Genomic DNA, 26,362 nt, shown 5'->3' with positions numbered 1-26,362 from the left:
AAATCGGGGTCGGGGCCAGGGCAGGGGTCGGGGGCAGGGGAGGAGGGAGGGGGCGGGGGAGCCCAGGGGAAACGGATCGTTGCCCGCCGGCCCGCCTGCCCGCCCGGGCCGAGCCCGGCCCGGGCGGGCAGGCGGGCCGGGAGCCGCGTGGCGACCACCCTGCGCAGGAAGTCGGACCCGCCGACTTTCCGCGCAGAGTCGCCGGCAGGACCGCAGGGACCGCGTAGTCGCCGCCCTGGACCGCCCGGGACCGCCGGGACCGCCCGCGTCCGCCGGAGGAGGCGGTCAGCCCTGCTCGCGCCAGCCCTCGTGGGTGGCGGCGAGGGCGTCGAGGGCGTGCAGGCGTGCGGGCGTCCAACCGGACTCGGGGGGCTCCACGACCACCAGCCACTGGGCGTCCTCGGCGTCGTCCTCACCGGCGAGCGCGTCGCGGACGATTTCGGGTTCGCCGAGGTCGGGGTGGTCGGCGCCCAGTTCCTCCGCGGCCTCCTCGGCGGCGTCGCGGTCGGGCAGGACGAGCAGTTGCCGGGCGTCGGGGTCGAAGCCGTGCGGCTGGTCGGTGGTGGGATCTTCGGTCACCCGGCCATTGTCCCGTGGGCGGCGGAGCGGGTGGGCGGGGGGTGTCCGTGCCCCGTGGGATGCTGGTAGGCGATGGCCAGGAAGAGTGCACCCGACGACCTGCTCGCCCCGCTGACCCTCGCGGTCGGCCAGGAGGAGCTGCTGCTGGACCGCGCGGTCGCCCAGGTGGTGGCGGCGGCGAAGGCGGCGGACCCGGACACCGACGTGCGGGATCTCGCACCCGGGAGTCTCCAGCCCGGCAGCCTGGCCGAGCTGACCACGCCCTCGTTGTTCGCCGAGCGCAAGGTGATCGTGGTCAGGGCCGCGCAGGACCTCTCCGCCGACTCCGTGAAGGAGGTCAAGGCGTACATCGAGGCCCCCGCCGACGAAGTGATCATCGTGCTGGTGCACGCGGGCGGTGCCAAGGGCAAGGGCCTGCTCGACGCGGGGCGGAAGGCGGGCGGCCGGGAGGTCGCCTGCGCCAAGCTGGCGAAGGCCAACGAGCGGCTGGCGTTCGTGAAGGGGGAGTTCCGGACGCTCGGACGCTCGGCGACACCGGAGGCCTGCCAGGCACTGCTGGACGCGCTCGGCAGCGATCTGCGCGAACTGGCGGCAGCGTGCAACCAGCTCACCTCCGACGTCGAGGGCACCATCGACGAGACGGTGGTGGCCCGCTACTACAGCGGCCGGGCCGAGGCGACCGGCTTCGAGGTGGCGGACCTGGCGGTCACCGGCCGGGCCGCCGAGGCGCTGGAGCGGCTGCGCTGGGCACTCGCCGTGGGCCAGCCGCCGACCGGCATCACCTACGCGCTGGCGTCCGGCGTGCGGAGCATCGGGCGGCTGGCGACCACCGGGCGGAACATGCGCCCGGCGGACCTCGCGCGCGAGCTGGGCATGCCGCCCTGGAAGGTGGACCGGGTGCGGCAGCAGATGCGCGGCTGGACCGGCGACGCGGTGGCCGTGGCGCTGACCGCGATCGCGCAGGCGGACGCCGCCGTCAAGGGCGGGTCCGACGATCCGGCCTTCGCCCTGGAACGGGCCGTGGTCGCCGTCGCCAGGGCCGCCCGCGCGGGCTCCCGGCCGTCCTACTGACGCCCCCCGAGCCGATCCGAGCGCACCCGAGCGGATCCGACTGCCCCGACGTACCCCGGAGGCACCCCGGGCGCGCCGGGCGGCCGGAGCACACCGGCCCCGCCGGGCACTCCGCTCCCGCGCCCGCGCCCGGACACCGCCCCGCGCCGGCTACTTGCCGCCGATGGCCTTGAGCATGTCCCGGGTGTCGTCGAGCATGGCGCGGCGGACGGTCTCGCGGTCCAGCGTGTGGTTCTTGCCGGTCTGGTAGTTGTCGGTCCAGTAGAGCGAGAACGTCATGCCGCCGTCGCGGACCTGCAGGTAGTAGTTGATGTCGTGGAAGGTCTTGTCCGAGCTGGTCGGCTCGTCCCCGTAGGCGAAGTAGGCCTCCTCGCCGAGGTTCGGCACGTCGGTGATCTCGTACTTCTGCTGCTCGAAGTAGTGCCGGGTGGCGGCGTACTCGGGCGAGGAGTCGACGGCCTTGTGCAGTTCGACGCGGATGTCGAGGGTGGCGTAGTCGGGGGTGTCGCTGTCGCTGACCGTCCGCTTCATCAGGGCGTAGCACCGCATGATGTCCATGGACTCGCTGCGCCCGGTGTGCTCCAGCGGGTAGTTGTCCACCATCTTGTACTTCTGCCGGAACGCGGTGAGCTTGCCCGCGTCGCAGATCTTGTCGACGGGGTGGTAGTCGCCGATGCTCCGGGCCGAGGAGCCGCTGTGCACGAGGCCGGGCACGACGGCGACGGTGCCGGTCCACACGGCCGAGGCGAGCACCGCGCCGACGAAGGCCCAGACCGCGTTCCGGCGCAGGTTCCCGCCCTTGCGGCTGCCGGGGCCACCGGGGCCACCGGGGGTGGCGAGGGTCCCGGGCACGGTGGGCGTGCCGGTCGGGGTGGGCGCGCCGGGTGAGCTGGGCAGTCCGGGCGGCGGTCCGAAGCCGGGCGGTCCGCCCGGGGCGGGGGCCGGCGGTTGCGGAGCGGGCTGCGGGTGCTGCGGCTGCTGGGGGAAGCCGGCGAAGCCGGGCCCGTTCTGCGGTGGCGGCGGCGGTGGTGTCCCCAATGTGTGCCCCCCTTGGGCCTTCGACGAAGGTGCCGGAACCAGACCTTATCGGTCGGGCCGCAGGACGCGACAGGCGTCGCAGTGGCCCCGCCCGGTCGGCGCCGCCGGGGCCCTGGAACCGGGCGCTTCCCGGCCGAAACGCCCACTGCCCGACCGGTGGGGACCGGTCGGGCAGTGGGAGAAGGCCTGCGAGCAGGCACTTCTGGTGATGCTCTGTGCACCGCACCCGCGTGGCGAACGCAGGCCGCGTGCGGTGCGAGTCGTTCTGTGCGCCTCGGGCGTCCGGGTAGAGGGCCGGTTCGTCCCGAGGGGGAGGGGCCGTCGAGGCGGCCCCGGTGGCGTCAGGCCTGGACGGCGGTGTTGACGCGCTTGGTGATGGCCGACTTCTTGTTGGCGGCCTGGTTGGCGTGGATGACGCCCTTGCTCACGGCCTTGTCCAGCGCCTTGGAGGCGGCGCGGGCCAGCTCGGCGGCCTTCTCGGTCTCACCGGCGGCAGCGGCCTCACGGGCCTTGCGCAGAGCGGTCTTCAGCGAGGACTTGACGGCCTTGTTGCGCAGGCGCGCCTTCTCGTTGGTCTTGTTGCGCTTGATCTGGGACTTGATGTTCGCCACGAAGGAGCCTCAGTCTTGTCTGGATTGAACGGTTGGAACGGGGCTGCACCGTGCGGCCGCCGGACCAGCTGAGAGGGCATGCCGGGGCCAGGTGCAGCGGCCAACGCTACCAGGGGCGCCCCGTCCGCCCCAAACCGGGCGGCCGCGGGCCCGGCGGCGCGGGCGGGTGCTCAGGCGCGCAGGACCGGTTCGCCGTAGTGCTCGACCTCGGGGAACGGCCGGTAGTGGTGGTGCAGCAGTTCGCGCCACCGCCGGTACTCGGCGGAGCGGCGGAACCCCTCGGTGTGGTCCTCCAGTGTCTCCCACTCCACCTGGAGCAGGAATCGTGAGCCCCGACCCTCGTCCAGGCAGCGGCGCAGTTCGAGCGAGCGGAAGCCGGGCTGGACGGAGATCAGCGGTCGGGCCTCGGCGAAGGCGGCGAGGAAGGCTTCCTCCTGGCCGGGCAGGACGTCGAGCAGTGCGCTTTCGAGGATCATGGGGCGCCATCCTGCCCGGGCCGCCGCGGCCGGGGGAGCGGGGCCGGAGGGGCGGCCGCGGGGCGGGTGGCGGGGTCGAACCGGACGGCGGCGCGCGTCCCGCTCGCGGGAGGTGGGAAGATGGGAGGAACTATCTCGATCGGACGACCGTCCGGTCGCCCGGGAAGCCGGTCAGCGATGATCCGGACACCCCCGGCCCCCGGACCAACGGAGAATCGGACCAAGGTGCCCGCGACCCCCAGCAATGTGCCAGAGCCCAGCCGTACCGACCCGGCGCTGATCCGCAACTTCTGCATCATCGCCCACATCGACCACGGCAAGTCGACGCTCGCAGACCGGATGCTGCAGATCACCGGCGTGGTCGACCCGCGGCAGATGCGTGCCCAGTACCTCGACCGCATGGACATCGAGCGCGAGCGCGGCATCACCATCAAGTCGCAGGCCGTCCGCCTCCCGTGGGCGCCGAAGACCGGTGCCAACGCCGGCAGCACGCACATCCTCAACATGATCGACACCCCGGGCCACGTGGACTTCACGTACGAGGTGTCCCGCTCCCTGGCGGCCTGCGAGGGCACGATCCTTGTCGTGGACGCGGCGCAGGGCATCGAGGCGCAGACCCTCGCCAACCTGTACCTGGCGCTGGAGAACGACCTCACGATCATCCCGGTGCTCAACAAGATCGACCTGCCGGCCGCGCAGCCCGAGAAGTACGCGGCGGAGATCGCGCACATCATCGGCTGCGACCCGGGGGACGTGCTCAAGGTCAGCGCCAAGACCGGCCTGGGCGTCGAGGAGCTGCTGGACCACCTCGTCGACAACATCCCGGCCCCGGTCGGCGTCAAGGACGCCCCCGCCCGCGCGATGATCTTCGACTCGGTCTACGACTCCTACCGCGGCGTGGTCACCTACGTCCGTGTCGTCGACGGCCAGCTCACCAAGCGTGAGCGGATCGCGATGATGTCGACCGGTGCCACCCACGAGCTGCTGGAGATCGGCGTCATCTCGCCGGAGCCCAAGGTCGCGGACGGCCTCGGTGTCGGTGAGGTGGGCTACATCATCACCGGTGTGAAGGACGTCCGGCAGTCCAAGGTCGGTGACACCATCACCTCGATGCACAAGGGTGCCACCGAGGCGCTGGGCGGCTACAAGGACCCGCGTCCGATGGTGTTCTCCGGCCTCTACCCGCTGGACGGCTCGGACTACCCGCTGCTCCGCGACGCCCTGGACAAGCTGCGGCTGAACGACGCCGCGCTGGTCTACGAGCCGGAGACCTCGGTCGCGCTCGGCTTCGGCTACCGCTGTGGCTTCCTCGGCCTGCTGCACCTGGAGATCATCCGGGAGCGGCTGGAGCGCGAGTTCAACCTCGACCTGATCTCCACCGCCCCCAACGTGGTCTACCGCGTGGTGATGGAGGACGGCACCGAGCACACCGTCACCAACCCGAGCGAGTTCCCCACCGGCAAGCTCGCCGAGGTGTACGAGCCGATCGTGCGCGGCACCATCCTGGCGCCGAACGAGTTCGTCGGCGCGATCATGGAGCTCTGCCAGGCCCGCCGGGGCAACCTCCAGGGCATGGACTACCTGTCTGAGGACCGCGTCGAGCTGCGCTACACCCTGCCGCTCGCCGAGATCGTCTTCGACTTCTTCGACCAGCTGAAGTCCAAGACCCGCGGCTACGGCTCCTTCGACTACGAGCCGATCGGCGAGCAGAGCGCCCAGCTGGTGAAGGTCGACATCCTGCTGCACGGCGACGCGGTGGACGCGTTCTCCGCGATCGTGCACAAGGACAAGGCCTACAACTACGGCGTGATGATGGCCGGCAAGCTGCAGAAGCTGATCCCGCGCCAGCAGTTCGAGGTGCCGATCCAGGCCGCCATCGGCTCGCGCGTGATCGCCCGTGAGACGGTCCGGGCGATCCGCAAGGACGTCCTCGCCAAGTGCTACGGCGGTGACATCTCGCGTAAGCGCAAGCTGCTGGAGAAGCAGAAGGAAGGCAAGAAGCGGATGAAGATGGTCGGCCGGGTGGAGGTCCCGCAGGAGGCCTTCATCGCCGCGCTGTCGACCGACGCCGAGGCGCCGAAGGAAAAGAAGTAACGACGGCGCCGCCGAGGGCCCGGGACATCACGTCCCGGGCCCTCGTGCGTTCCGGGCCCTCGTGCGTTCCGGGCCCTCGTGCGTTCCGGGCCCTCATGCGTTCCGGGGCAGGGCGGGGTGGCCCGGGCAGGGCGGGTTCAGCGCAGCGACATGACCACGACGTTGACGATGGCCGCCTTGACCAGCCGCCCGGTCCGGCCGGTGAGGGCGCCGGGCCGCATCGAGTCGTCGCCGTGGATCAGCTGGACCAGGCCCTCGCGCCGTCCGAGGCTCAGGCACTGCACGGCGTACCGGAAGGTGTAGGGCTTGTCGGTGCGTCCGGCGAGGACCTTGCCGAGGTAGCGGCCCATCGGCTGGGCGGTGGCGCAGCCCATCCGCAGGGTGCCGGTGCCGGGGACGGTGACCTCGGCGGCGTCGCCGATCACGTACACCTCGGGGTGCGAGACCGACCGCAGGTGACCGTCGACGACGGCCTGGCCGGCCCGGTTGACGGTGAGGCCGGCCTCGGCGGCCAGCGGGTGCGGTTCCATCGCGGCGGCCCAGACGACCAGGTCGGCGGGGATCCGGCCGGCCGTGGTGTCGAGGCCCCCGGCGTCGACGGCGGTGACGGTGTGGTTCTCGTGGATCTCGGCGCCGAGTCCGCGGAGCACGGTGTGGACGTGGCCGCGGCCCTTGGCCGAGAACCAGCCGCCGACCTGGCCGGCGGCGACGATGCGGACCTTCCAGCCGGGGTGGGCCTCGGCGAGTTCGGCGGCCAGTTCGATGCCGGTGGCGCCGCCGCCGACCACGGCGACGGTGCCGGGGCGGTCGGCGGTGCGCAGGCGTTCGGCGACCTCGCCGGCCCGTTCGGCGCTGTAGGCGTGCTCGGCGGCGCCGGGGACGCCCTGCCAGGCGGTGCGGCTGCCGAGCGCGTAGACGAGGGTGTCGTAGGCGACGGTGTCGCCGTTGTCGAGGAAGACCTTGCGGGCGGTGGGGTCGATGCGGGTGGCGCGGGCCTGGATGTGCCGCACGCCCCGGCCGCGCAGGACCTCGGCGACGGCGGGACGGTGCTCGGGGCGGCCGGCGGCGGTCTCGTGCTGGCGGATGCGGTTCAGGAAGCGGCTCTCGGGGGCGATCAGGGTCACCCGGCCGCCCTTGCCGGCCCGGGTCGCGGCGGTGAGGCCCGCGTAGCCGGCACCCAGTACGACGATCTGCTTCTCGGTCATGTCGTCCCGCTCCTTCGCGGCGCCTTCGGCGGCGCCCTCTCGCGGCGTCCCCGGGGTCACCGGGGAGCGTTTCTGCGCGTCTTCGGGAAGGGGACGACGCGGCCGGCCGGAGTGTGACGGTGGCCTGCGTCACATGTCGGTCAGGGGGCCGTCACGTTCAGGTGGGTGAGCTTCTCAGGGTTGACGACGACGTGGGCCTCGGTGATCCGGCCGTCGGCGACCGTGAAGGCCATCACGCCGCTGACCTGCCCGGGCCGCTCGTACCAGATGAGCCCGGGCGCGTCGTTGACCAGGGCGAAGCCGATGACCGACTCGGGTGTGAGGAACTTGGCGACCAGGCCGGTGACCAGGCGGGAGACCTTGTCGGCGCCGTACACCGGGCGGGCGCCGGCGGTGACGATGCCGCCGCCGTCGGAGTGCCAGATCACCTCGGGGTCGAGGACGGCGAGCAGGCTCTCGATGTCGCCGCGGGCGGTGGCGGCGGCGAACGCCTCGACGGCCTGCCGGTGCTCGGCCGGGTCGGCGGTGGCCCGGCGGCCGCCGTCCTTGACCCGGCGGCGGGCGCGGGAGGCCAGTTGGCGGGCGGCGTCGGGGGTGCGGTCGAGCGAGGCGGCGATCTCGTCGAATCCGACGGCGAAGACGTCGTGCAGCACGAACGCGGCGCGTTCGGCCGGGGTGAGCTGTTCCATGACGGCGAGCAGGGCCAGCGAGACGGACTCGCCGAGTTCGGCGAGCTCGGCGGGGGAGGCCGGGGTGTCCTGGTAGGAGACGGCCGGTTCGGGCAGCCATTCGCCGAAGTAGGCCTCCCGGCGGGCGCGGGCGGAGCCGAGCTGGTCGTAGCAGAGGCGGGTGACGACGGTGGTGAGGAAGGCGCGCGGGTCGGCGACGGTGGAGGGGTCGACGGAGCGCCAGCGCAGCCAGGCCTCCTGGAGGACGTCCTCGGCGTCGGTGAAGGAGCCGAGCAGCCGGTAGGCGACCGAGCCGAGGTACCGCCGGTTCGCCTCGAAGGCGTCGGGGGCGGGCCGGGCGCCGGAGGTCTGGCGGTCGGTCTGGCGGGCGGTCGCGGCTGCGGTCGACGGGTCGTCACTCACGGGCCCTACGGTAGCGCCGGTCGTCGCGATCATGAAGACCCTCGGGTCGGTCGCATCCGGGCAGGCCGCGCGGGCCGGGCGGCCCGGGCGGGAACCGTACGAGCGAGGAACCGGACGTGCGGGGACCGTACACGCGGGGCCCGGACGCGCGGGAGCCCGGGGCGGAGCGGCCGTCGGGCCTCCCGCCCCGGGCTCCCGCCCGGTGGCGCCGGGGTCACTCCCGCTCGGCGACCGCCTCGGCGAACTGCGCCTTGTAGAGCCGCGCGTACGCGGCGTCGGCGGCGATCAGCTCGTCGTGCGTGCCCTGCTCGACGATCGAGCCGTCCTCCATCACCAGGATCACGTCGGCGTCCCGGATGGTGGAGAGCCGGTGGGCGATCACGAAGCTGGTGCGGCCGCTGCGCAGCCGGGCCATGGCGCGCTGGATGAGCACCTCGGTGCGGGTGTCGACCGAGCTGGTCGCCTCGTCGAGGACGAGGATCGACGGCTGGGCGAGGAAGGCCCGGGCGATGGTGATCAGCTGCTTCTCGCCGGTGCTGACGCCGGCGCCGTCGTCGTCGATGACGGTCTCGTAGCCGTCCGGCAGGGTGCGCACGAAGCGGTCGACGTGCGCGGCGCGGGCGGCTTCGACGACCTGTTCGCGGGTGGCGCCGTCGGCGCCGTAGGCGATGTTGTCGGCGATGGTGCCGCCGAACAGCCAGGTGTCCTGGAGGACCATGCCGATGCCGGAGCGCAGGTCCTCGCGGGACATGGCGGCGATGTCGACCCCGTCGAGGGTGATCCGGCCGGAGCTGACCTCGTAGAACCGCATCAGCAGGTTGACCAGGGTGGTCTTGCCGGCGCCGGTGGGTCCGACGATGGCGACGGTCTGGCCGGGCTCGACCTTGAGCGAGAGGTCCTCGATGAGCGGCGTGCCGGGGTCGTAGCGGAAGGCGACGTCCTGGAAGACGACCCGGCCGCGGAGGGCGTCGGGGCGTTCCGGCATGGCCGGCTCGGGGGTCTGCTCGGGCGCGTCGAGGAGTTCGAAGATGCGCTCGGCGGAGGCGACGCCGGACTGCACCAGGTTGGCCATGCTGGCGACCTGGGTGAGCGGCTGGCTGAACTGCCGGGAGTACTGGATGAAGGCCTGGACGTCGCCGATGCTCAGTGCGCCGGTGGCCACCCGCAGGCCGCCGACCACGGCGATCAGCACGTACTGCAGGTTGCCGATGAGCATCATCGCGGGCTGGATGATGCCGGAGATGAACTGGGCCTTGAAGCTGGCCGCGTAGAGGGCCTCGTTGTGCTCGCGGAAGGTCGCGGCGGACTCCTTCTGCCGGCCGAAGACCTTGACCAGGGTGTGGCCGGTGTACATCTCCTCGATGTGCGCGTTGAGCTGCCCGGTGGACTTCCACTGCTGGACGAACTGCGGCTGGGCGCGCTTGCCGACCCGGGTGGCGACGAGGACGGAGAGCGGGACGGCGATCAGCGCGATCAGGGCGAGCAGCCAGGAGATCCAGAACATCATGGCGAGGACGCCGACGACGGTGAGCAGCGAGTTGATCACCTGGCCGGTGGTCTGCTGCATGGTCTGGCTGATGTTGTCGATGTCGTTGGTGACCCGGCTGAGCACCTCGCCGCGCGGCTGCTTGTCGAAGTAGCTGAGCGGCAGCCGGGCGAGCTTGGCCTCGGCGTCCTGGCGCAGCCGGTAGCCGGCCCGCTGGATGGCGCGGGCGGCGAGGCGGCCCTGGACGACGCCGAAGACGGAGGAGGCGACGTAGATCGCCAGGACCCAGAGCAGGACGTTGCCGATGGCGCCGAAGTCCATGCCCTGGCCGGGGGTGAAGTCGACGGAGGAGAGCAGGTCGGCGATGTCGTTGTCGCCGCGTCCGCGCATGGCGTCGACGACCTCCTGCTTGGAGGCGCCGGCCGGGAAGCGGCCGCTGACGACGCCGGCGAAGATCAGGTCGGTGGCGTTGCCGAGGATCTTGGGGCCGATGACGGCGCAGCCGATGCTGAGCACGCCGAGGGCGAGGACGCCGGCGATCAGGGCGCGTTCCGGGCGGAGCAGCTTGAGCAGGCGCTTGCCGGAGCCCTTGAAGTCCATGGACTTCTCGGCGCCCTGGCCGCCCATGAACCGGCCGGGGCCGGCCGGGCCGCGGCGGGCGGCGGCGGCCTGGGAGTCGCCGGACTGCGGGGGGCGGCCTCCGCCGGGTCCGCCCGGGCCGCCCGGTCCGCCGGGTCCGCCCCTGCCCGGTCCACCGGGTCCACCGGGGCCACCTGGGCCGTACCCACCGGGACCGCCGGGGCCACCAGGGCCTCCGGCGGTGGGGTTCTTCCGGTCCGGCGCGGGCTTGTCGGGCGTGGTCACGCCGCCTCCTGCTCGGTGAGCTGGGAGAGCACGATCTCCCGGTACGTCGGGTTGCCGGCCATGAGTTCGCCGTGGGTGCCGCTGCCGACGACGGCGCCTTCGTCGAGGACGATGATCCGGTCGGCGTCGCGGATGGTGGAGACGCGCTGGGCGACGATCACCACGGTGGCGTCGGAGGTCTCGCGGGCGAGGGCCTTGCGCAGCCGGGCGTCGGTGGCGTAGTCGAGCGCGGAGAACGAGTCGTCGAAGAGGTAGATGTCGGGCCGCCGGACCAGGGTGCGGGCGATGGCCAGGCGCTGGCGCTGGCCGCCGGAGACGTTGCCGCCGCCCTGGGCGATCGGCGCGTCCAGGCCCTCGGCGAGCTGTTCGACGAACTCCTTGGCCTGGGCGATCTCCAGGGCGTGCCAGAGCTCCTCGTCGGTGGCGTCGGGCCGGCCGTAGCGGAGGTTGCTGGCGACGGTGCCGGAGAACAGGTAGGGCTTCTGCGGGACGAGTCCGACGCTGTCGGCGATGGTCTCGGGGGCGAGTTCGCGGACGTCGACGCCGTTGAGCAGGACCTGGCCCGTGGTGGCGTCGAAGAGCCTGGGGACGAGCCCGAGCAGGGTGGACTTCCCGCTGCCGGTGGATCCGATGACGGCGGTGGTCTGGCCGGGGCGGGCGGCGATGTCGATGCCGCGCAGCACGGAGGCCTCGGCGCCGGGGTAGCGGAAGTCGACGTCGCGCAGTTCGAGGTGGCCGCGGCGCAGCACCTCGGTGACGGGCGCGGCGGGCGGGACCACGCTGGAGCTGGTGGTGAGCACCTCCTGGATCCGCTCGGCGCAGACCTCGGCGCGCGGCACCATCATGAACATGAAGGTGGCCATCATGACGCTCATCAGGATCTGCAGCAGGTAGGAGAGGAAGGCGGTGAGGGCGCCGATCTCCATCTCGCCGCTGTCGATCCGGTGGGCGCCGAACCAGAGCACGGCGACGCTGGAGACGTTCACGACCAGCATCACGCTGGGGAAGAGATAGGCCATCAGCTTGCCGACCTGGAGCGAGACACCGGTGAGGTCCTCGTTGGCGCCGGCGAACCGGGCCTGCTCGTGGTCGTCCTTGACGAAGGCCCGGATGACCCGGATGCCGGTGATCTGCTCGCGCAGCACCCGGTTCACGGTGTCGATCTTCTCCTGCATGCTGCGGAAGCGCGGGCGCAGCGCCCGGACCAGCAGGACGACGACGGCGCCGAGGGCGGGTACGACGGCGAGCAGCAGTCCGGAGAGCGGTACGTCCTGGTTGAGCGCCATGATGATGCCGCCGATGCACATGATCGGCGCGGCCACCATCATCGTGAAGGACATCAGGACCAGCATCTGGACCTGCTGGACGTCGTTGGTTGTCCGGGTGATCAGCGAGGGGGCTCCGAACTGGCCCATCTCGCGGGAGCTGAAGCCCTGGACGCGGTCGAAGATGTCGGTGCGGACGTCCCGGCCGAGGGCCATCGCGGTGCGTGCGCCGTAGTAGACGGCGCAGATGGCGCAGAGGGTCTGGAGCAGGGTGATGCCGATCATCACCGCGCCCACGCGCAGGATGTAACCGGTGTCGCCCTTCACCACGCCGTTGTCGATGATGTCGGCGTTGAGTGTCGGCAGGTAGAGCAGGCCGAGCGTGGAAATCAGCTGGAGCAGCACCAGCAGGGTGATCGGTCGGGTGTACGGGCGGAGGTACGCCCTGAGCAGTCTGATCAGCACTGGCTCACTCTTGTCGTCGGCGGCGGCTTTGGCATCCCAATTCTCGTTCTTCGACCGGCTCGTGCAGGCCATTCCGGGCAAGCGAGCCGGATCTTTGTCCAGCCCTTTGCCGAACGTTCCGGCGGGCGGGCTTGTGCCGTGCACCGGTGGATCGGGAGGGTGCCAGCTGGCCGCCCCCTCTTACGGAATGACCGGTTTCCCCCTAGGCTGCTGATTGCCCCCTTGTTACTCGCCGGTACCGGCCTGGTTACCGAAGGGGGCCGGCGACCGCCCCCACGGGCGCCGCGACAATCCCTCAGAGCCTTCCCTCAGACGGCCACCCGCTCCCGGAGGTCCTCGTTGAGTTCCGCGCAGTCCCTGATCGACTCCGGCCGCGCCGACATCGTCGCCGGGCGCCCCGCCTCCGTCGCCCACCTGTTCCTGGAGCGCGTCGCCGCCACCCCGGGTGCCGAGGCCTACCGCTACCCCGCCCCGGTGGACGAGCAGGCGGCGGACAGCGCCCCCGGCGCCGAGCAGTGGCGCTCGCTGACCTGGGCCCAGGCCGCCGCCCGGGTGTACGCGGTGGCGGCCGGCCTGCTGTCGCTGGGCATCCGGTCCGAGGACCGCGTCGCCCTGTCCTCCTCCACCCGGCTGGAGTGGGTCCTCGCCGACCTCGGCAACATGTGCGCGGGCGCGGCCACCACCGCCGTCTACCCGAGCACCAACGCCGACGAGACCGCGTTCATCCTCTCCGACTCCGGTTCCCGGGCCATGTTCGCCGAGAACGCCGCCCAGCTGGCCAAGGTCGTCGCCGAACAGGAGCGGCTGCCCGAGCTGAAGACCGTCATCCTCTTCGACGCGGTCGCGGAGGTTCCCGAGGCCGCCGGGCTCACCGTGATCACCCTCGCCGAGCTGGAGCAGCTCGGCGCCGAGTACCTGGCCGAGCACCCCGACGCCGTCGAGCGGACCGTCGCCGGGCTCGACAAGGAGCAGCTGGCCACCCTCATCTACACCTCCGGCACCACCGGCCGGCCCAAGGGCGTGCGACTGGTGCACGACTGCTGGGCGTACGAGGGCAGAGCGCAGGAGGCCAGCGGGCTGCTGGCCGCCGACGACGTGCAGTTCATGTGGCTGCCGCTGTCGCACGTCTTCGGCAAGACGCTGATCTCGGGGCAGATCGCCACCGGCCACGTGATGGCCCTGGACGGGCGGGTCGACCGGATCATCCACAACCTGCCGGTCATCCGGCCGACCATCATGGCCTCGGCGCCGCGCATCTTCGAGAAGGTCTACAACGGCATCGCCGGCAAGGCCCGGGCGGAGGGCGGCGCCAAGTACAAGATCTTCCTGTGGGCGGCCCGCACCGCCCGCGAGTACGCCCGCACCGCCCAGGCCAACCGGGTCGCCACCGGAAGCGACCGCGTCCCCTTCGCCCTCGGCCTCAAGCACTCCCTGGCCGACAAGCTGGTGTACGCGAAGATCCGGGCCGCGTTCGGGGGGCGGCTGCGCGGCGCGGTCTCCGGCAGTGCCGCGCTCGCCCCCGAGATCGGGTACTTCTTCGTCGGCGCCGGGGTGCCGATCCTGGAGGGCTACGGGCTGAGCGAGACCAGCGCCGGCTCGTGCGTCAACCGGGCGGAGGACATCCGGGTCGGCACGGTCGGCCGGCCGCTGCCCGGCACCGAGGTCCGGATCGCCGAGGACGGCGAGATCCTGCTGCGCGGCCCGGGCATCATGCGCGGCTACCACAACCTGCCGGAGAAGACCGCGGAGGTGCTGGAGGCCGACGGCTGGTTCCACACCGAGGACATCGGCGAGCTGTCGGCGGACGGCTTCCTGCGGATCACCGACCGCAAGAAGGACATGTTCAAGACCTCCGGCGGCAAGTACGTCGCGCCCAGCGAGGTGGAGGGCAAGTTCAAGGCGGTCTGTCCGTTCGTCAGCAACATCCTGGTGATCGGCAACGGCCGCAACTTCTGCACCGCGCTGATCGGCCTGGACGAGGCGGCGATCATGCCGTGGGCGGCCGAGCACGGCCTGGCCGGCAAGTCCTACGCCGAGGTGGTCGCCGACCCGCAGGTGCACAAGCTGATCGACGGCTTCGTGCAGCGGCTCAACGCCGACCTCCAGCGCTGGCAGACGGTGAAGAAGTTCCACCTGCTGCCGCGCGACCTGGACGTCGAGCACGGCGAGCTCACGCCGAGCCTGAAGATCAAGCGCCCGGTGGTCGAGCGCGAGTACGCGGACGCCGTCACCGCGATGTACGCGGGCGCCAACGAGGCCTGAGCCGCCCCCGTTCCGTACGGCCCGGAGGACCACCCGGGCCGTACGGGACAATGGGGTCATGCCCTCCGCACTCCCCGACGGCGAACCGGTGCCGTCCGACGGTTCCCTGCCCGCATCCGCGCTCGACGGACTGGGCTCCCGGCCGTTCGGCTTCTACCTGCACGTGCCCTACTGCGCGAGCCGCTGCGGCTACTGCGACTTCAACACGTACACCGCCACCGAGCTGCGCTCCTCGGGCGCCGTCGCCTCGCAGGAGACGTACGCCGACAACGTGGTCGCCGAGATCCGCCACGCCCGGCAGGTGCTGGGGGACGCCGACCTGCCGGTGCGGACCGTCTTCCTCGGCGGCGGCACCCCCACCCTGCTGCCCGCCGCCGACCTGGTGCGGATGCTCGCCGCGATCCGCGAGGAGTTCGGGCTCGCCGCCGGCGCCGAGGTGACCACCGAGGCCAACCCGGAGTCGGTCGACCCGGCGTACCTGGCCGAACTGCGCGAGGGCGGCTACAACCGGGTCTCCTTCGGCATGCAGAGCGCCCGGCCGCACGTCCTGCGGCTGCTCGACCGCCACCACACCCCCGGCCGCCCCGAGGCCTGCGTCGCCGAGGCTCGCGCCGCCGGCTTCGAGCACGTCAACCTCGACCTGATCTACGGCACGCCCGGCGAGTCCGACGACGACTGGCGGGCCTCCCTGGACGCCGCGATCGGCGCCGCGCCGGACCACGTCTCCGCGTACTCGCTGATCGTCGAGGACGGCACGAAGCTCGCCGCCCGGGTCAAGCGCGGCGAGCTGCCGATGATCGACGACGACGTGCACGCCGACCGCTACCTGATCGCCGAGGAGGCGCTCACCGCCGCCGGCTACTCCTGGTACGAGGTCTCCAACTGGTCCACCACCCCCGAGGGCCGCTGCCGCCACAACGAGCTCTACTGGACCGGCGGCGACTGGTGGGGCGCGGGCCCCGGCGCGCACAGCCACGTCGGCGGCGTCCGCTGGTGGAACGCCAAGCACCCGGCCGCCTACGCGCAGGCCCTCGCCGAGCGGCGCACCCCCGCCCAGGGCCGGGAGCGGCTCACCGCCGAGGACCGCCGGGTCGAGCGGATCCTGCTGGAGCTGCGCCTCGCCGGGGGCATCCCGCTGGACCTGCTGACGGAGACCGGCCTGAAGGCCGCGCGGCAGCACCTCGCCGACGGCCTCCTCGACGCCGCCCCGCACGCCGCCGGCCGCGCGGTCCTCACCCTCCGGGGGCGCCTGCTGGCCGACGCGGTCGTGCGTGACCTGGTGGACTGACGTTCGTTAACGTGGGTGTCAGCCGTCGGAGGGAGCGTGCGATGACCGCCATCGATGACCGGATGACCGGGATCTTCGAGAACCTAGAGGTTCCGGAGGGTGTCAAGGCCGAGCTCATCAGGGGGGAAATCGTGATGACGGCGGGGCCGGACATGGTCCACAACCTCATCGTCGAGGGGATCGTCGACCAGATCCCCCGCGCCCGCTGGCACCGGCTCCAGACCCAGGATGTGGCGTTCCCCCGCGAGGCCAGTGAGCCACAGCCGGACCTGGTGGTGATCGAGCGAGGCGCGGTCGAGGGGCCTGGTCGGTTGATCCCCGCGCCAGCGGTGACGATGGCCGTCGAGGTCGTGTCCAGGACCAGCGCCCATCGCGACTACCACGTCAAGCGGGAGATGTACGCGGGAGGGCCGATCCCGGTCTACCTGATCATCGATCCGATCAAGGGCCAGTGCGTGCTGCTGACCGAGCCGATGGAGTCGACGGCCTCGGGCGTGCCGGACTACTGGTCCGAGCGCACCACGAAGTTCGGCGACCCGATTCCGCTGGAACGCCTGGGCATCACGCTCGACACCGGAGATTTCGGAACGGTGTGACACCAGCAGCCGCGCGGTTCTGACCCTCCGGGCCGCCAGCCGTCGGAGGGAGCGTGCGATGACCGCCATCGATGACCGGATGACCGGGATCTTCGAGAACCTAGAGGTTCCGGAGGGTGTCAAGGCCGAGCTCATCAGGGGGGAAATCGTGATGACGGCGGGGCCGGACATGGTCCACAACCTCATCGTCCTGGCGATCCAGCACCAGATTCCCTACGACCGGTGGCGTCCGCTCACCACGCAGGACCTGGCGGTCCCCGGCCAGGCCAGCGAACCGCAGCCGGACCTGGTCGTCTTCGAACGAGGCGCGGTCGAGGAACACGGCCGACTGCTGCCGTCGCCCTCGGTCACCCTGGTGGTCGAGGTCGTGTCCAGGACCAGCGTCGACCGGGACTACCGGACCAAGCGGGAGATGTACGCCGAGGGCGTGATCCCCGCCTACCTGATCGTCGATCCGATCGAGGGGCAGTGCGTGCTGCTGACCGAGCTGGACCGGGGTTCCGGGGCCGGGCAGCCGCACTACATGTCCGAGCGGACCAGCAAGTTCGGCGATCCCGTCCCGGTCGACCTGCTCGGCGTCACGCTGGACACGGCCGACTTCCAGCGGTACGTCTGATCCGCCTCACTCCGGCAGCGTCACGAAGTCGATGAGTTCCTCGACCCGGCCGAGCAGGTCCGGCTCCAGGTCACGGTAGGAGTCCACCGAGGCGAGGATGCGCTTCCAGGCGGCGGGGGTGTCCACCGGCCAGCCGAGGCGGCGGCAGACGCCCTCCTTCCACTCCTCGCCGCGCGGGACGGCGGGCCAGCCCGGGATGCCCACGCTGGACGGCTTCACGGCCTGCCAGACGTCCACGTACGGGTGCCCCACCACGAGGACCGCCTCGCCGGTGACCCGGGCGGCGATCCGGTGCTCCTTGGTGCCGGGGAGCAGGTGGTCGACCAGGACGCCGAGGCGCCGGCCCGGGCCGGGGGCGAAGTCGGCGACGATCGCGGGCAGGTCGTCGACGCCCTCCAGGTACTCGACCACCACGCCCTCGATCCGCAGGTCGTCGCCCCAGACCCGTTCGACCAGCTCGGCGTCGTGCCGGCCCTCGACGTAGATCCGGGACTCGCGGGCCACCCGGGCCCGGGCGCCGGGCACGGCGACCGAGCCGGACGCGGTGCGGCCGGGAGCGCGGGAGGGCGCCGGCGCGGCCGCGGCGGGCCGGACCAGGGTGACGACGCGGCCCTCCAGCAGGAAGCCGCGCGGGACCAGCGGGAAGACCCGGTGCTTGCCGAACCGGTCCTCCAGGGTGACGGTGAACCCCTCGGCGGTCCGCTCGCAGCGCACCACGGCCCCGCAGAAGCCGGTCGCCGCCTCCTCGACCACCAGGTCGCGCTCGGCGGCGACCTCGGGGGCGGGCTGCTGCTTCTTCCACGGCGGGGTCAGGTCGGGTCCGTACTGGCGGCTGCGCATGCAGCGACTATAGGGAAGACCGACGGAGGGTCAGAGACCCGGCGCGCCCCAGACCGGGAACCAGCGGGTGAGGTCCTTCTCCAGCCGCAGGTCGTTCCCGAGCAGCGCGTTGACCTGCAGTTCCAGCGGGCTGTCGCGCTTCTCGCCGCCGCCCGGCACCGGCGCGAAGGGGTAGAAGGTGCCCCGCTTGTACAGGTACACGAGGGCCAGCGGCCGGCCCGTCTCGTTGCGGAAGGCGACCAGCGAGCAGAGCAGCTGCGGCCCGAAGCCGTTCGCCTCCAGCTCGCTGTTGACCGCGTGCAGGTCGTTGACCAGCTCCGGCAGCTCCCCGGGCGTGTGCCGGGCCAGCAGCCAGGAGTAGCCGTAGGTGTCCTTGGACGCCTCGACGGGGACGCCGCCGCGTTCGGTGTCGGCGTCCAGGAGGGCCCGGACCTGCCGTTCGACCTCGCCGAACGCCCCGCCCTCCACCGAGGCGAAGCAGACCGACCCGACACCGGTGGGCCGGAACCCGGCCGCCGCCTCCAGGGTGAGCGCGGCGGAGGGCACGCCGAACAGCTGGTCGAGGTCGGGCTTGACGGGCTTGGTGCGGCCGAACAGGGCGTCCAGGATTCCCACGGTGGTCCCTTTCCCTCCCCTCCCGGAGGAGGCGGTTCACGAGGAGGCGGTTCGGTGGAGGCGGTTCAGCGGCCGATCGGCGGCCGATCCGCGGCTGATCGGTGGCCGATCAGTGGCCGAGCCGGGTGGAGATCTCCGCCAGCTGCTCCAGCCGCTTCTCCAGCGTCGGGTGGGTGGAGAACAGCTGGGCGGCGGTCTCCCGGGCGTTCAGCGCGGGGGCGAAGTAGAAGGCGTTGTAGGCCTGCGACTGGCGCAGGTCCTTGGTCGGGATGGCGGCGATCTGGCCGGTCACCTTGGTGAGCGCCGACGCCAGCGCGCTGGGGCGGCCGGTGAGCTGGGCGGCGGCCCGGTCGGCGGCCAGCTCCCGGTAGCGGGAGAGCAGCCTGGTCAGCAGGAAGCTGATCGCGTAGACCACGATCGACACCAGCGGGATGACCAGGGCGGCGAGCGCGGCGTTGGAGTCGTTGCTGTTGCGGGCGCCGCCCATGAACCCGCCGTACATGGCGATCCGGGTCATGGCCCCGGCGAGGACGCCGAGGAAGCCGGCGATCGTCATCACGGCGACGTCCCGGTGGGCGACGTGCGACAGCTCGTGGGCGAGCACGCCCTCCAGTTCCTCGGGCTCCAGCCGGCGCAGCAGCCCGGTGGTGACGCAGACCACCGCGTTCTTCGGGTTGCGGCCGGTGGCGAAGGCGTTCGGCATGTCGTTGTCGGCGACCGCCACCCGGGGTTTGGGCATGTCGGCCAGCGCGCAGAGCCGGTCGACGGTGCCGTGCAGCTGGGGGTACTGCTCGGGGGTGACGCGGTGGGCGCCCATGGCGCGTTCGGTGATCCGGTCGCTGAACCAGAACTGGGCGACGAACAGGCCGCCGGAGATCAGGACGATGATCGGCCAGGCGCCGCGCAGCAGCACGATCAGCAGGCCGGTGAATCCGACGTACAGCAGCCCGATCACGAACATCGTGCCGACCATCCGGCCGGTCAGGCCGCGGTCGGGTGCGAAGCGGGTGTGGTGGCCCGAGGTCGACATCGCTGGTCCTCCGTTCGCCGTCCGCTTTCGATGCTGCCACCCGGCCGGGCCCGCGGCATCACCCGCGCGCCGCGAACTGCGGGCAGGATCACCCCGGCCGGGCCGTTCCTGAGGTCGGACCCGGGCCTTACACTGGCAGGTACGGTTCTGGCACTCGTGTGTTCCGAGTGCCAAGCCCGGGCCCTCCCAGAGGGGGCCGAAGCGACTCGAAACGGACACGTGTCACAACGGACAACGCGTGAAGACGGAGGTGCGTGCCCATGGCCGGTGAGGTCCGCCAGCTGGACGACCGCAAGCTCGCGGTGCTTCGCGCGATCGTCCAGGACTACGTGGGGACCGAGGAGCCGGTGGGTTCCAAGGCCCTGGTGGAGCGGCACAACCTCGGGGTCTCCCCGGCGACCGTCCGCAACGACATGGCCGCGCTGGAGGAGGACGGCTACATCCACCAGCCGCACACCAGCGCCGGGCGCATCCCCACCGACAAGGGGTACCGCCTGTTCGTGGACCGGCTGGCGGAGGTGAAGCCGATGAGCGCGCCCGAGCGGCGGGCGATCCGGCACTTCCTGGACGGGGCGGTCGACCTCGACGACGTGGTCGCCCGTACGGTCCGGCTGCTCGCCCAGCTGACCCGCCAGGTCGCTGTGGTGCAGTACCCCTCGCTCTCCCGTTCCACCGTGCGGCACATCGAGCTGGTCGCGCTGGCCCCGGCCAAGGTGATGCTGGTCCTGATCACCAACACCGGCCGGGTCGAGCAGCGGATGGTGGACTGCCCGGGGGCGGTCGGCGAGACCGTCCTTGCGGACCTCCGGGCCCGGATCAACGCGCGGGCCGCCGGACAGCGGCTGCCCGACGTCCCGGGGCTGCTGGAGGACCTGCCCGCCCAGTTCGAGGCGGGTGACCGGCCGACCGTCTCGACGGTCCTGGCGACGCTCTTCGAGGCGCTCGCCGAGCAGAACGAGGAACGGATCATGCTGGCCGGCACGGCCAACCTGACCCGTTTCGGCCACGACTTCCCGTTGACCATCCAGCCGGTGCTGGAGGCACTGGAGGAGCAGGTCATCCTGCTCCGCCTCCTGGGTGAGACCGCGGACGCCGGGATGACGGTCCGGATCGGGCGCGAGAACGCCTACGAGGGCCTCAATTCCACCTCCGTCGTCTCGGTCGGTTACGGTTCGGGCGACGAGAGCGTGGCCAAACTGGGTGTGATCGGTCCGACCCGGATGGACTATCCGGGCACAATGGGGGCGGTGCGAGCGGTGGCACGGTACGTGGGCCAGATCCTGGCCGAGTCGTAGGAAAGGCCACCGCCAGGACCCTGGCGGTGGTTCCAGTCGCAAGCACTTCTACAGGCGGAACAAGCGGAGCATTTGGTGGCCACGGACTACTACGCGGTACTCGGCGTCCGACGGGATGCGGGGCAGGACGAGATCAAGAAGGCGTTCCGGCGCCTGGCACGCGAACTGCACCCGGACGTCAACCCGGACCCGAAGACGCAGGAGCGGTTCAAGGAGATCAACGCCGCCTACGAGGTGCTCTCCGATCCGCAGAAGCGCCAGGTCTACGACCTCGGCGGCGACCCGCTGTCGCCGAACGGCGGCGCGGGCGGGCCGGGCGGCTTCGGCGCGGGCGCGGCGGGCTTCGGCTTCTCCGACATCATGGACGCCTTCTTCGGCGCGGCCTCCGGCCAGCGCGGCCCGCGCTCGCGGACCCGGCGCGGCCAGGACGCCATGATCCGGCTGGAGATCACCCTGGAGGAGGCCGCCTTCGGCACCACCAAGGAGCTCCAGGTCGACACGGCCGTCACCTGCACCACCTGCAGCGGCGAGGGCGCGGCCCCCGGCACCTCCGCGCAGACCTGTGACATGTGTCGCGGCAAGGGCGAGGTCTCCCAGGTCACCCGGTCCTTCCTGGGCCAGGTCATGACCTCCCGCCCCTGCCCGCAGTGCCAGGGCTTCGGCACCGTCGTGCCGACCCCGTGCCCGGAGTGCGCCGGCGACGGCCGGGTCCGCGCCCGCCGCACCCTGACGGTCAAGATCCCCGCCGGTGTCGACAACGGCACCCGGATCCAGTTGGCCGGCGAGGGCGAGGTCGGCCCCGGCGGCGGCCCGGCCGGCGACCTCTACGTCGAGATCGCCGAGACCAGCCACACGGTGTTCCAGCGGCGCGGCGACGACCTGCACTGCACCGTCACCATCCCGATGACGGCCGCCTCGCTCGGCACCCAGGTGCCGCTGCAGACGCTCGACGGGCTGGAGGAGGTCGACATCCGGCCCGGCACCCAGTCCGGCCAGTCGATCCCGCTGCACGGCCGCGGCATCACCCACCTGCGCGGCGGCGGCCGGGGCGACCTGATAGTGCACGTCGAGGTGCAGACGCCCACCAAGCTCGACGCCGAGCAGGAGGAGCTGCTGCGCCGCCTCGCGGTGCTGCGCGGCGAGGAGCGGCCGTCCGGCCAGTTCGCGCCCGGGCAGCAGGGGCTGTTCTCCCGGCTGAAGGACGCCTTCAACGGCCGCTGACGGCTCCGGCGCCCGGCACCCCCGCGACACACCGTCCGGGGGCGCCGGGCGCCGTCGTTCCACCGCCCGACCCACTCCGGAGGAAGACCCCATGACCGCGCCCGTGTTCGTCGTCGAGACCGAGCGGATCGCCGCCGCCGCTCCCGGCGCGCTGGTCCGGCTGGACGGGCCGGAGGGGCGGCACGCGGCCGCCGTGAAGCGGCTGGAGGCGGGCGAGGCCGTGACCCTGGCCGACGGCCTCGGCCTCGGGGTGGACGGCACCGTCGCGGCGGTGCACGGCAAGGACGCGGTCGACGTGGCCGTGCAGGTCGTGCGCCGCGAGCCCGAGCCGGCGCCGCGGATCGTCGTGGTCCAGGCCCTGCCCAAGGGCGACCGCGGCGAGCTGGCCGTGGAGACCATGACCGAGGTCGGCGTGGACGTGGTGATCCCGTGGTCGGCGTCCCGCTGCATCACCCAGTGGAAGGGCGAGCGCGGTGCCAAGGCGCTCGCCAAGTGGCGCGCCACCGCGCGGGAGGCGGGCAAGCAGTCCCGCCGGCTGCGGTTCCCCGAGGTCCGCGACCCGATGACCACCCGGCAGCTGGCCCCGGTGCTGGCCGGCGCCGCGTTCGCGGCCGTGCTGCACGAGGAGGGGGCCGAACCGCTGGCCGGGGCGGTGCTGCCGGGGGCCGGGGACCTCGTGCTGGTGGTCGGTCCCGAGGGCGGGGTCTCCCCGGAGGAGCTGGCCGCCTTCGCCGAGGCCGGCGCGAAGCCGTTCCGGCTCGGCCCGTCCGTGCTGCGCACCTCGACGGCGGGGGTGGCGGCCGGGGCCCTGCTGCTGGGCCGCACCGGCCGCTGGAGCTGAGCCGCCCGGGCCGGGACGCGGGCCTGGACGCGGGACGGCCCGGCGGGGCCCCGCCGGGCCGGGGAACGGGCGGCCCCGGTGGGCGGCGCCGGCGGACGGTCCCCCGGCGGGGCGCGGTCGGCGGAAAACCGGGCGTGGCCGCGGCATCGGTGCCTAGGCTGGCGGTGTGAGCGAACCCGAAAGCATCCCTGCCGGCGCCTACCTGCGCCACCCGCACCTCCACGGCGACCTCGTCACCTTCGTCGCCGAGAACGACGTGTGGCTCGCCCCGCTGGACGGCGGCCGGGCCTGGAGACTGACGGCCGATCACCTCCCGGTCCGCCGGCCCAGATTCTCCCCGGACGGCCGGCACGTCGCCTACACCTCCACCAGGGACGGCGCGCCCGAGGTGCACGTCGTCCCGGTCGACGGCGGACCGTCCCGGCGGCTGACCCACTGGGGTGACGCCCAGACCCAGCTGCGCGGCTGGACGCCGGACGGCCGCCCGATCGCCACCACCGCCGTCGGGCAGGCCTCGCTGCGCCGCACCTGGGCCCACGCGGTGCCGCTGGACGGCGGCGAGCCGGAGCGGCTGCCGTACGGCCCGGTCGGCGGGCTGTCCTTCGAGCCGGGCGGCGACCGGGCGCTGCTGGTCTCGGCGTTCGGGGTCGAGCCGGCCTGGTGGAAGCGCTACCGGGGCGGGCGGACCGGCAGGCTCTGGATCGGCACGGACCGGTTCGACCGGATCCACGAGGAGCTGGACGGGAACATCGACTCGCCGCTCTGGGTCGGGGAGCCGGGCCGGTCCCGGATCGCCTTCCTCTCCGACCACGAGGGCGTCGGCACGCTCTGGTCCAGCCTCCCGGACGGCACCGACCTGCGCCGCCACTCCTCCTCCCCGGACGGCTTCTACGCCCGCAACGCCACCACCGACGGCACCCGGGTGGCCTGGCACGCCGCCGGCGACCTCTGGCTGCTGGAGGACCTGGCCGACGCCGAGCCGCGCCGCCTGGACGTCCGGCTCGCGGGCCCGCGCACCGGCCGCCGCCCGCGCCCGGTGCCGGCCGCGCACTGGCTGGAGACCGCCGCCCCCGACCGCACCGGCCGGGCCGGCGCCGTCGTGGTGCGCGGCACCGTGCACTGGCTGACCCACCGGGAGGGCCCGGCCCGCGTCCTGGACGAGACGCCGGGCGTCCGGGGCCGGCTCGCCCGGGTGGTGCCGGGCTCGGGCGAGGACGGCGGGCAGGGCGTGGTCTGGGTGACCGACGCCGAGGGCGAGGACGCGATCGAGTACGCGCCCGCCGTGCTCGGCACCGAGCGCCGCCGGCTGGCCGCGGGGAAGCTCGGCCGGGTCCGGACGCTGCTCGTCTCGCCGGACGGCAAGCAGCTGGCGGTCGGCGCGCACGACGGCCGGGTCCTGCTGGTCGCCCTGGCCGACGGCGTCGTCCACGAGCTGGCGCACAGCACCGACGGCGAGGTCAGCGGCCTGGCGTTCAGCCCCGACTCGGCCTGGCTGGCCTGGTCCCAGCCGGCCCTCGGACCGTGGTCGCTGCGCCAGATCGTGCTGGCCAACCTGACCACCCGGACGGTCTCCGAGGCCACCCCGCAACGGTTCATCGACACCTCGCCGGCCTTCACCGCGGACGGCCGCCACCTGGCGTTCCTCTCGGTGCGCAACTTCGACCCGGTCTACGACTCGCACGTCTTCGACCTGTCCTTCCCGAACGGCTGCCGCCCGTACCTGATCACGCTGGCCGCCGACACGCCGTCCCCGTTCGGGCCGCGGCTGGCGGGGCGGGCGGTCGGCGGCGAGGACGACGAGCCCAGGGGCAAGAAGGCGGACGGCGAGGAGGGCGCGGCCGACGCGCCGCCGGTCACCCGGGTCGACCTGGACGGCATCGCCGACCGGATCGTGCCGTTCCCGGTCGAGGGCGGCCGGTTCGGCACGCTGCGGGCCGCCAAGGACGGCGTGCTGTGGACGCGCGTCCCGCTCGTCGGCGAACTCGGCGACGAGGCGGCCTCGCTGGAGGACGAGCGGCCGCGCCCCGCGCTGGAGCGGTTCGACCTCCGCAAGCGCCGGGCCGAGCAGCTGGTGGACGGCCTGGACTCGTTCGCGGTGAGCGGCGACGGGACCCGGCTCGCCGTCCTGGACGAGGGCGAGCTGCGGATCGTGCCCGCCGACCACAAGGCCTCCGGCGAGGACGACGAGATCGACGTCGACCTCGCCCGGCTGCGGGTGACCGTCGACCCGGCCGCCGAGTGGCGGCAGATGTTCGACGAGAACGGCCGCCTGATGCGCGACAACTTCTGGCGCCCGGACCTCGACGGAGTGGACTGGGCCGGCGTGCTGGCCCGGTACCGGCCGCTGGTGGAGCGGATCGGCTCGCACGACGACCTGGTCGACCTGCTCTGGGAGGTGCACGGCGAGCTGGGCACCTCGCACGCCTACGTGCTGCCGCACGGCCTGCACACCGAGGCGGCCCGCCGGCAGGGCCTGCTGGGCGCCGACCTGGTCAAGGACGGCGACGCCTGGCGGATCGCCCGGATCCTGCCCGGCGAGTCCTCCGACCCGCGGGCCCGCTCGCCGCTGGCCGCGCCGGGCGCCGCGATCCGCCCCGGCGACGCCGTCCTGGCGGTCAACGGCCGCCCGGTCGACCCGGTGACCGGCCCGGCGCCGCTGCTGGCGGGCACCGCCGGGCAGCCGGTCGAGCTGACCGTGGCCGGCAAGGACGGCACCGACCGGCGCCACCCGGTGGTGGTCCCGCTCGCCGACGACGAGGCGCTGCGCTACCACGACTGGGTGACCGGCCGGCGGGCCGCCGTCCGGGAGCTGTCCGACGGGCGGCTCGGCTACCTGCACATCCCCGACATGCAGACCACCGGCTGGGCGCAGATCCACCGCGACCTGCGCTCGGAGATGGCCCGGGAGGGCGTGATCGTCGACATCCGGGGCAACCGGGGCGGCCACACCTCGCAGCTGGTGATCGAGAAGCTGGCCCGGCGGATCGTCGGCTGGGGCGTCGCCCGGGACGTCGCCAACCCGGCGCCCTACCCGGAGGACGCGCCGCGCGGGCCGGTCGTCGCGCTGGCCGACGAGTACTCCGGCTCGGACGGCGACATCGTCAACGCCGCCATCCAGGCGCTCGGCATCGGCCCGGTGGTCGGCACCCGCACCTGGGGCGGGGTGATCGGCATCGACAGCCGGTACTCGCTGGTGGACGGCACCCTGGTGACCCAGCCCAAGTACGCGTTCTGGTCCGAGCAGCGCGGCTGGGGCCTGGAGAACCACGGGGTCGACCCGGACGTCGAGGTGCCGATGCCGCCGCACGCGTGGGCGGCGGGGGAGGACCCGCAGCTCGCGGAGGGCGTCCGGATCGCCCTGGAGACGCTGGCGCTGACCCCGGCGAAGACGCCGCCGGAGCTGCCCTGGGCGTAGCGCCGGCCGGCGGGGCGGGAGGCCGGCCTCCCGCCCCGCCCGGGCCCCGGGCGGGGCGGGTACGATGCGGGGCTGTTCTCGATCAAGGTCGGCCCCGG

21 protein-coding genes are annotated in these 26,362 nt (G+C 72.9%); 10 read left to right on the top strand and 11 right to left on the bottom strand.

Annotated features, from left to right (window positions below; translation table 11 throughout):
• Positions 1–285 precede the first annotated feature (285 nt).
• Positions 286–579: a hypothetical protein gene (locus AC067J_RS03335; protein ID WP_478296253.1), complete on the bottom strand. Its 294-nt coding sequence runs from the start codon at positions 577–579 to the stop codon at positions 286–288.
• A gap of 72 nt (positions 580–651) precedes the next feature.
• Between AC067J_RS03335 and holA the strand changes: the two genes are divergently transcribed.
• Positions 652–1,650, top strand: a complete 999-nt coding sequence (gene holA, locus AC067J_RS03330) for a DNA polymerase III subunit delta (protein ID WP_478296252.1) — start codon at positions 652–654, stop codon at positions 1,648–1,650.
• A gap of 150 nt (positions 1,651–1,800) precedes the next feature.
• Here the strand turns inward: holA and AC067J_RS03325 are convergent, their stop codons facing one another.
• From AC067J_RS03325 to AC067J_RS03315, 3 genes are all read right to left on the bottom strand, one after another.
• Positions 1,801–2,688 (bottom strand): hypothetical protein, encoded by an 888-nt coding sequence (locus AC067J_RS03325; protein ID WP_478296251.1) that lies wholly within the window; start codon positions 2,686–2,688, stop codon positions 1,801–1,803.
• A gap of 341 nt (positions 2,689–3,029) precedes the next feature.
• Positions 3,030–3,299 carry a 30S ribosomal protein S20 gene (gene rpsT, locus AC067J_RS03320; protein ID WP_329885167.1) on the bottom strand — a complete coding sequence of 90 codons (270 nt, stop codon included), beginning with the start codon at positions 3,297–3,299 and terminating at the stop codon, positions 3,030–3,032.
• Between the two features lie 170 nt (positions 3,300–3,469).
• Positions 3,470–3,775 (bottom strand): antibiotic biosynthesis monooxygenase family protein, encoded by a 306-nt coding sequence (locus tag AC067J_RS03315; protein ID WP_478296250.1) that lies wholly within the window; start codon positions 3,773–3,775, stop codon positions 3,470–3,472.
• Positions 3,776–4,000: 225 nt separating this feature from the next.
• Here AC067J_RS03315 and lepA point away from each other — a divergent pair, with 225 nt between their 5' ends.
• Entirely contained in the window at positions 4,001–5,869 is a 1,869-nt protein-coding gene (gene lepA / locus AC067J_RS03310) for a translation elongation factor 4 (RefSeq protein WP_478296249.1), read from the top strand.
• 137 nt (positions 5,870–6,006) lie between these two features.
• Here the strand turns inward: lepA and AC067J_RS03305 are convergent, their stop codons facing one another.
• The 4 genes from AC067J_RS03305 to AC067J_RS03290 all read right to left on the bottom strand — a co-directional run bounded on the left by AC067J_RS03305 (position 6,007) and on the right by AC067J_RS03290 (position 12,245).
• Entirely contained in the window at positions 6,007–7,074 is a 1,068-nt protein-coding gene (locus AC067J_RS03305) for an NAD(P)/FAD-dependent oxidoreductase (RefSeq protein WP_478296248.1), read from the bottom strand.
• Positions 7,075–7,214: 140 nt separating this feature from the next.
• A complete protein-coding gene (gene sigJ, locus AC067J_RS03300) occupies positions 7,215–8,165 on the bottom strand; it encodes an RNA polymerase sigma factor SigJ (RefSeq protein ID WP_478296247.1) in 951 nt (316 codons plus the stop codon).
• A gap of 214 nt (positions 8,166–8,379) precedes the next feature.
• A complete protein-coding gene (locus AC067J_RS03295; protein WP_478296246.1) occupies positions 8,380–10,278 on the bottom strand; it encodes an ABC transporter ATP-binding protein in 1,899 nt (632 codons plus the stop codon).
• Between the two features lie 233 nt (positions 10,279–10,511).
• Entirely contained in the window at positions 10,512–12,245 is a 1,734-nt protein-coding gene (locus AC067J_RS03290; RefSeq protein ID WP_478296245.1) for an ABC transporter ATP-binding protein, read from the bottom strand.
• 339 nt (positions 12,246–12,584) lie between these two features.
• Between AC067J_RS03290 and AC067J_RS03285 the strand changes: the two genes are divergently transcribed.
• The 4 genes from AC067J_RS03285 to AC067J_RS03270 are packed head-to-tail and all read left to right on the top strand — an operon-like array spanning position 12,585 to position 17,007.
• Positions 12,585–14,507 carry an AMP-dependent synthetase/ligase gene (locus tag AC067J_RS03285; protein ID WP_478296244.1) on the top strand — a complete coding sequence of 641 codons (1,923 nt, stop codon included), beginning with the start codon at positions 12,585–12,587 and terminating at the stop codon, positions 14,505–14,507.
• A gap of 58 nt (positions 14,508–14,565) precedes the next feature.
• Complete coding sequence (gene hemW / locus AC067J_RS03280) at positions 14,566–15,795, top strand: radical SAM family heme chaperone HemW (RefSeq protein ID WP_478296243.1); 1,230 nt, start codon at positions 14,566–14,568, stop codon at positions 15,793–15,795.
• A 41-nt stretch (positions 15,796–15,836) separates the two neighbouring features.
• Positions 15,837–16,391 carry a Uma2 family endonuclease gene (locus AC067J_RS03275; RefSeq protein ID WP_478296242.1) on the top strand — a complete coding sequence of 185 codons (555 nt, stop codon included), beginning with the start codon at positions 15,837–15,839 and terminating at the stop codon, positions 16,389–16,391.
• 58 nt (positions 16,392–16,449) lie between these two features.
• The gene (locus tag AC067J_RS03270; RefSeq protein WP_478296241.1) at positions 16,450–17,007 is read left to right on the top strand and encodes a Uma2 family endonuclease; all 558 of its coding nucleotides are present in this window, start codon (positions 16,450–16,452) and stop codon (positions 17,005–17,007) included.
• 6 nt (positions 17,008–17,013) lie between these two features.
• On the opposite strand, the gene AC067J_RS03265 is transcribed toward AC067J_RS03270, so the two are convergent.
• From AC067J_RS03265 to htpX, 3 genes are all read right to left on the bottom strand, one after another.
• On the bottom strand, positions 17,014–17,847 hold the full coding sequence (locus AC067J_RS03265) for a DUF3097 domain-containing protein (protein WP_478296240.1): 834 nt from the start codon (positions 17,845–17,847) through the stop codon (positions 17,014–17,016).
• A gap of 30 nt (positions 17,848–17,877) precedes the next feature.
• Positions 17,878–18,462, bottom strand: a complete 585-nt coding sequence (pspAB, locus tag AC067J_RS03260; RefSeq protein ID WP_478296239.1) for a PspA-associated protein PspAB — start codon at positions 18,460–18,462, stop codon at positions 17,878–17,880.
• 109 nt (positions 18,463–18,571) lie between these two features.
• Positions 18,572–19,492, bottom strand: coding sequence for a zinc metalloprotease HtpX (htpX, locus tag AC067J_RS03255; protein ID WP_478296238.1), 921 nt, complete (start codon positions 19,490–19,492; stop codon positions 18,572–18,574).
• 260 nt (positions 19,493–19,752) lie between these two features.
• Here htpX and hrcA point away from each other — a divergent pair, with 260 nt between their 5' ends.
• The 4 genes from hrcA (at position 19,753) to AC067J_RS03235 (ending at position 26,264) form a co-directional block, all read left to right on the top strand.
• The gene (gene hrcA, locus AC067J_RS03250) at positions 19,753–20,787 is read left to right on the top strand and encodes a heat-inducible transcriptional repressor HrcA (protein WP_478296237.1); all 1,035 of its coding nucleotides are present in this window, start codon (positions 19,753–19,755) and stop codon (positions 20,785–20,787) included.
• Positions 20,788–20,862: 75 nt separating this feature from the next.
• Entirely contained in the window at positions 20,863–22,008 is a 1,146-nt protein-coding gene (dnaJ, locus tag AC067J_RS03245; RefSeq protein WP_478296236.1) for a molecular chaperone DnaJ, read from the top strand.
• Between the two features lie 91 nt (positions 22,009–22,099).
• Entirely contained in the window at positions 22,100–22,849 is a 750-nt protein-coding gene (locus tag AC067J_RS03240) for a 16S rRNA (uracil(1498)-N(3))-methyltransferase (protein ID WP_478296235.1), read from the top strand.
• A gap of 166 nt (positions 22,850–23,015) precedes the next feature.
• The gene (locus tag AC067J_RS03235) at positions 23,016–26,264 is read left to right on the top strand and encodes a S41 family peptidase (protein ID WP_478296234.1); all 3,249 of its coding nucleotides are present in this window, start codon (positions 23,016–23,018) and stop codon (positions 26,262–26,264) included.
• The last annotated feature ends 98 nt before the right edge of the window (positions 26,265–26,362 follow it).

The organism is Kitasatospora sp. NPDC042419 (assembly GCF_056437345.1).
This window is presented reverse-complemented; position numbering and strand designations above follow the sequence as displayed.

Bases quoted from the DNA above. Each gene is read 5' to 3' on its own strand.
- AC067J_RS03315 (WP_478296250.1), bottom strand. From the start codon at position 3,775: ATGATCCTCGAAAGCGCACTGCTCGACGTCCTGCCCGGCCAGGAGGAA.
- AC067J_RS03240 (WP_478296235.1), top strand. From the start codon at position 22,100: ATGACCGCGCCCGTGTTCGTCGTCGAGACCGAGCGGATCGCCGCCGCC.
- holA (WP_478296252.1), top strand. From the start codon at position 652: ATGGCCAGGAAGAGTGCACCCGACGACCTGCTCGCCCCGCTGACCCTC.
- AC067J_RS03265 (WP_478296240.1), bottom strand. From the start codon at position 17,847: ATGCGCAGCCGCCAGTACGGACCCGACCTGACCCCGCCGTGGAAGAAG.
- hrcA (WP_478296237.1), top strand. From the start codon at position 19,753: ATGGCCGGTGAGGTCCGCCAGCTGGACGACCGCAAGCTCGCGGTGCTT.
- AC067J_RS03295 (WP_478296246.1), bottom strand. From the start codon at position 10,278: ATGGGCGGCCAGGGCGCCGAGAAGTCCATGGACTTCAAGGGCTCCGGC.
- AC067J_RS03275 (WP_478296242.1), top strand. From the start codon at position 15,837: ATGACCGCCATCGATGACCGGATGACCGGGATCTTCGAGAACCTAGAG.
- hemW (WP_478296243.1), top strand. From the start codon at position 14,566: ATGCCCTCCGCACTCCCCGACGGCGAACCGGTGCCGTCCGACGGTTCC.
- AC067J_RS03270 (WP_478296241.1), top strand. From the start codon at position 16,450: ATGACCGCCATCGATGACCGGATGACCGGGATCTTCGAGAACCTAGAG.
- htpX (WP_478296238.1), bottom strand. From the start codon at position 19,492: ATGTCGACCTCGGGCCACCACACCCGCTTCGCACCCGACCGCGGCCTG.
- AC067J_RS03305 (WP_478296248.1), bottom strand. From the start codon at position 7,074: ATGACCGAGAAGCAGATCGTCGTACTGGGTGCCGGCTACGCGGGCCTC.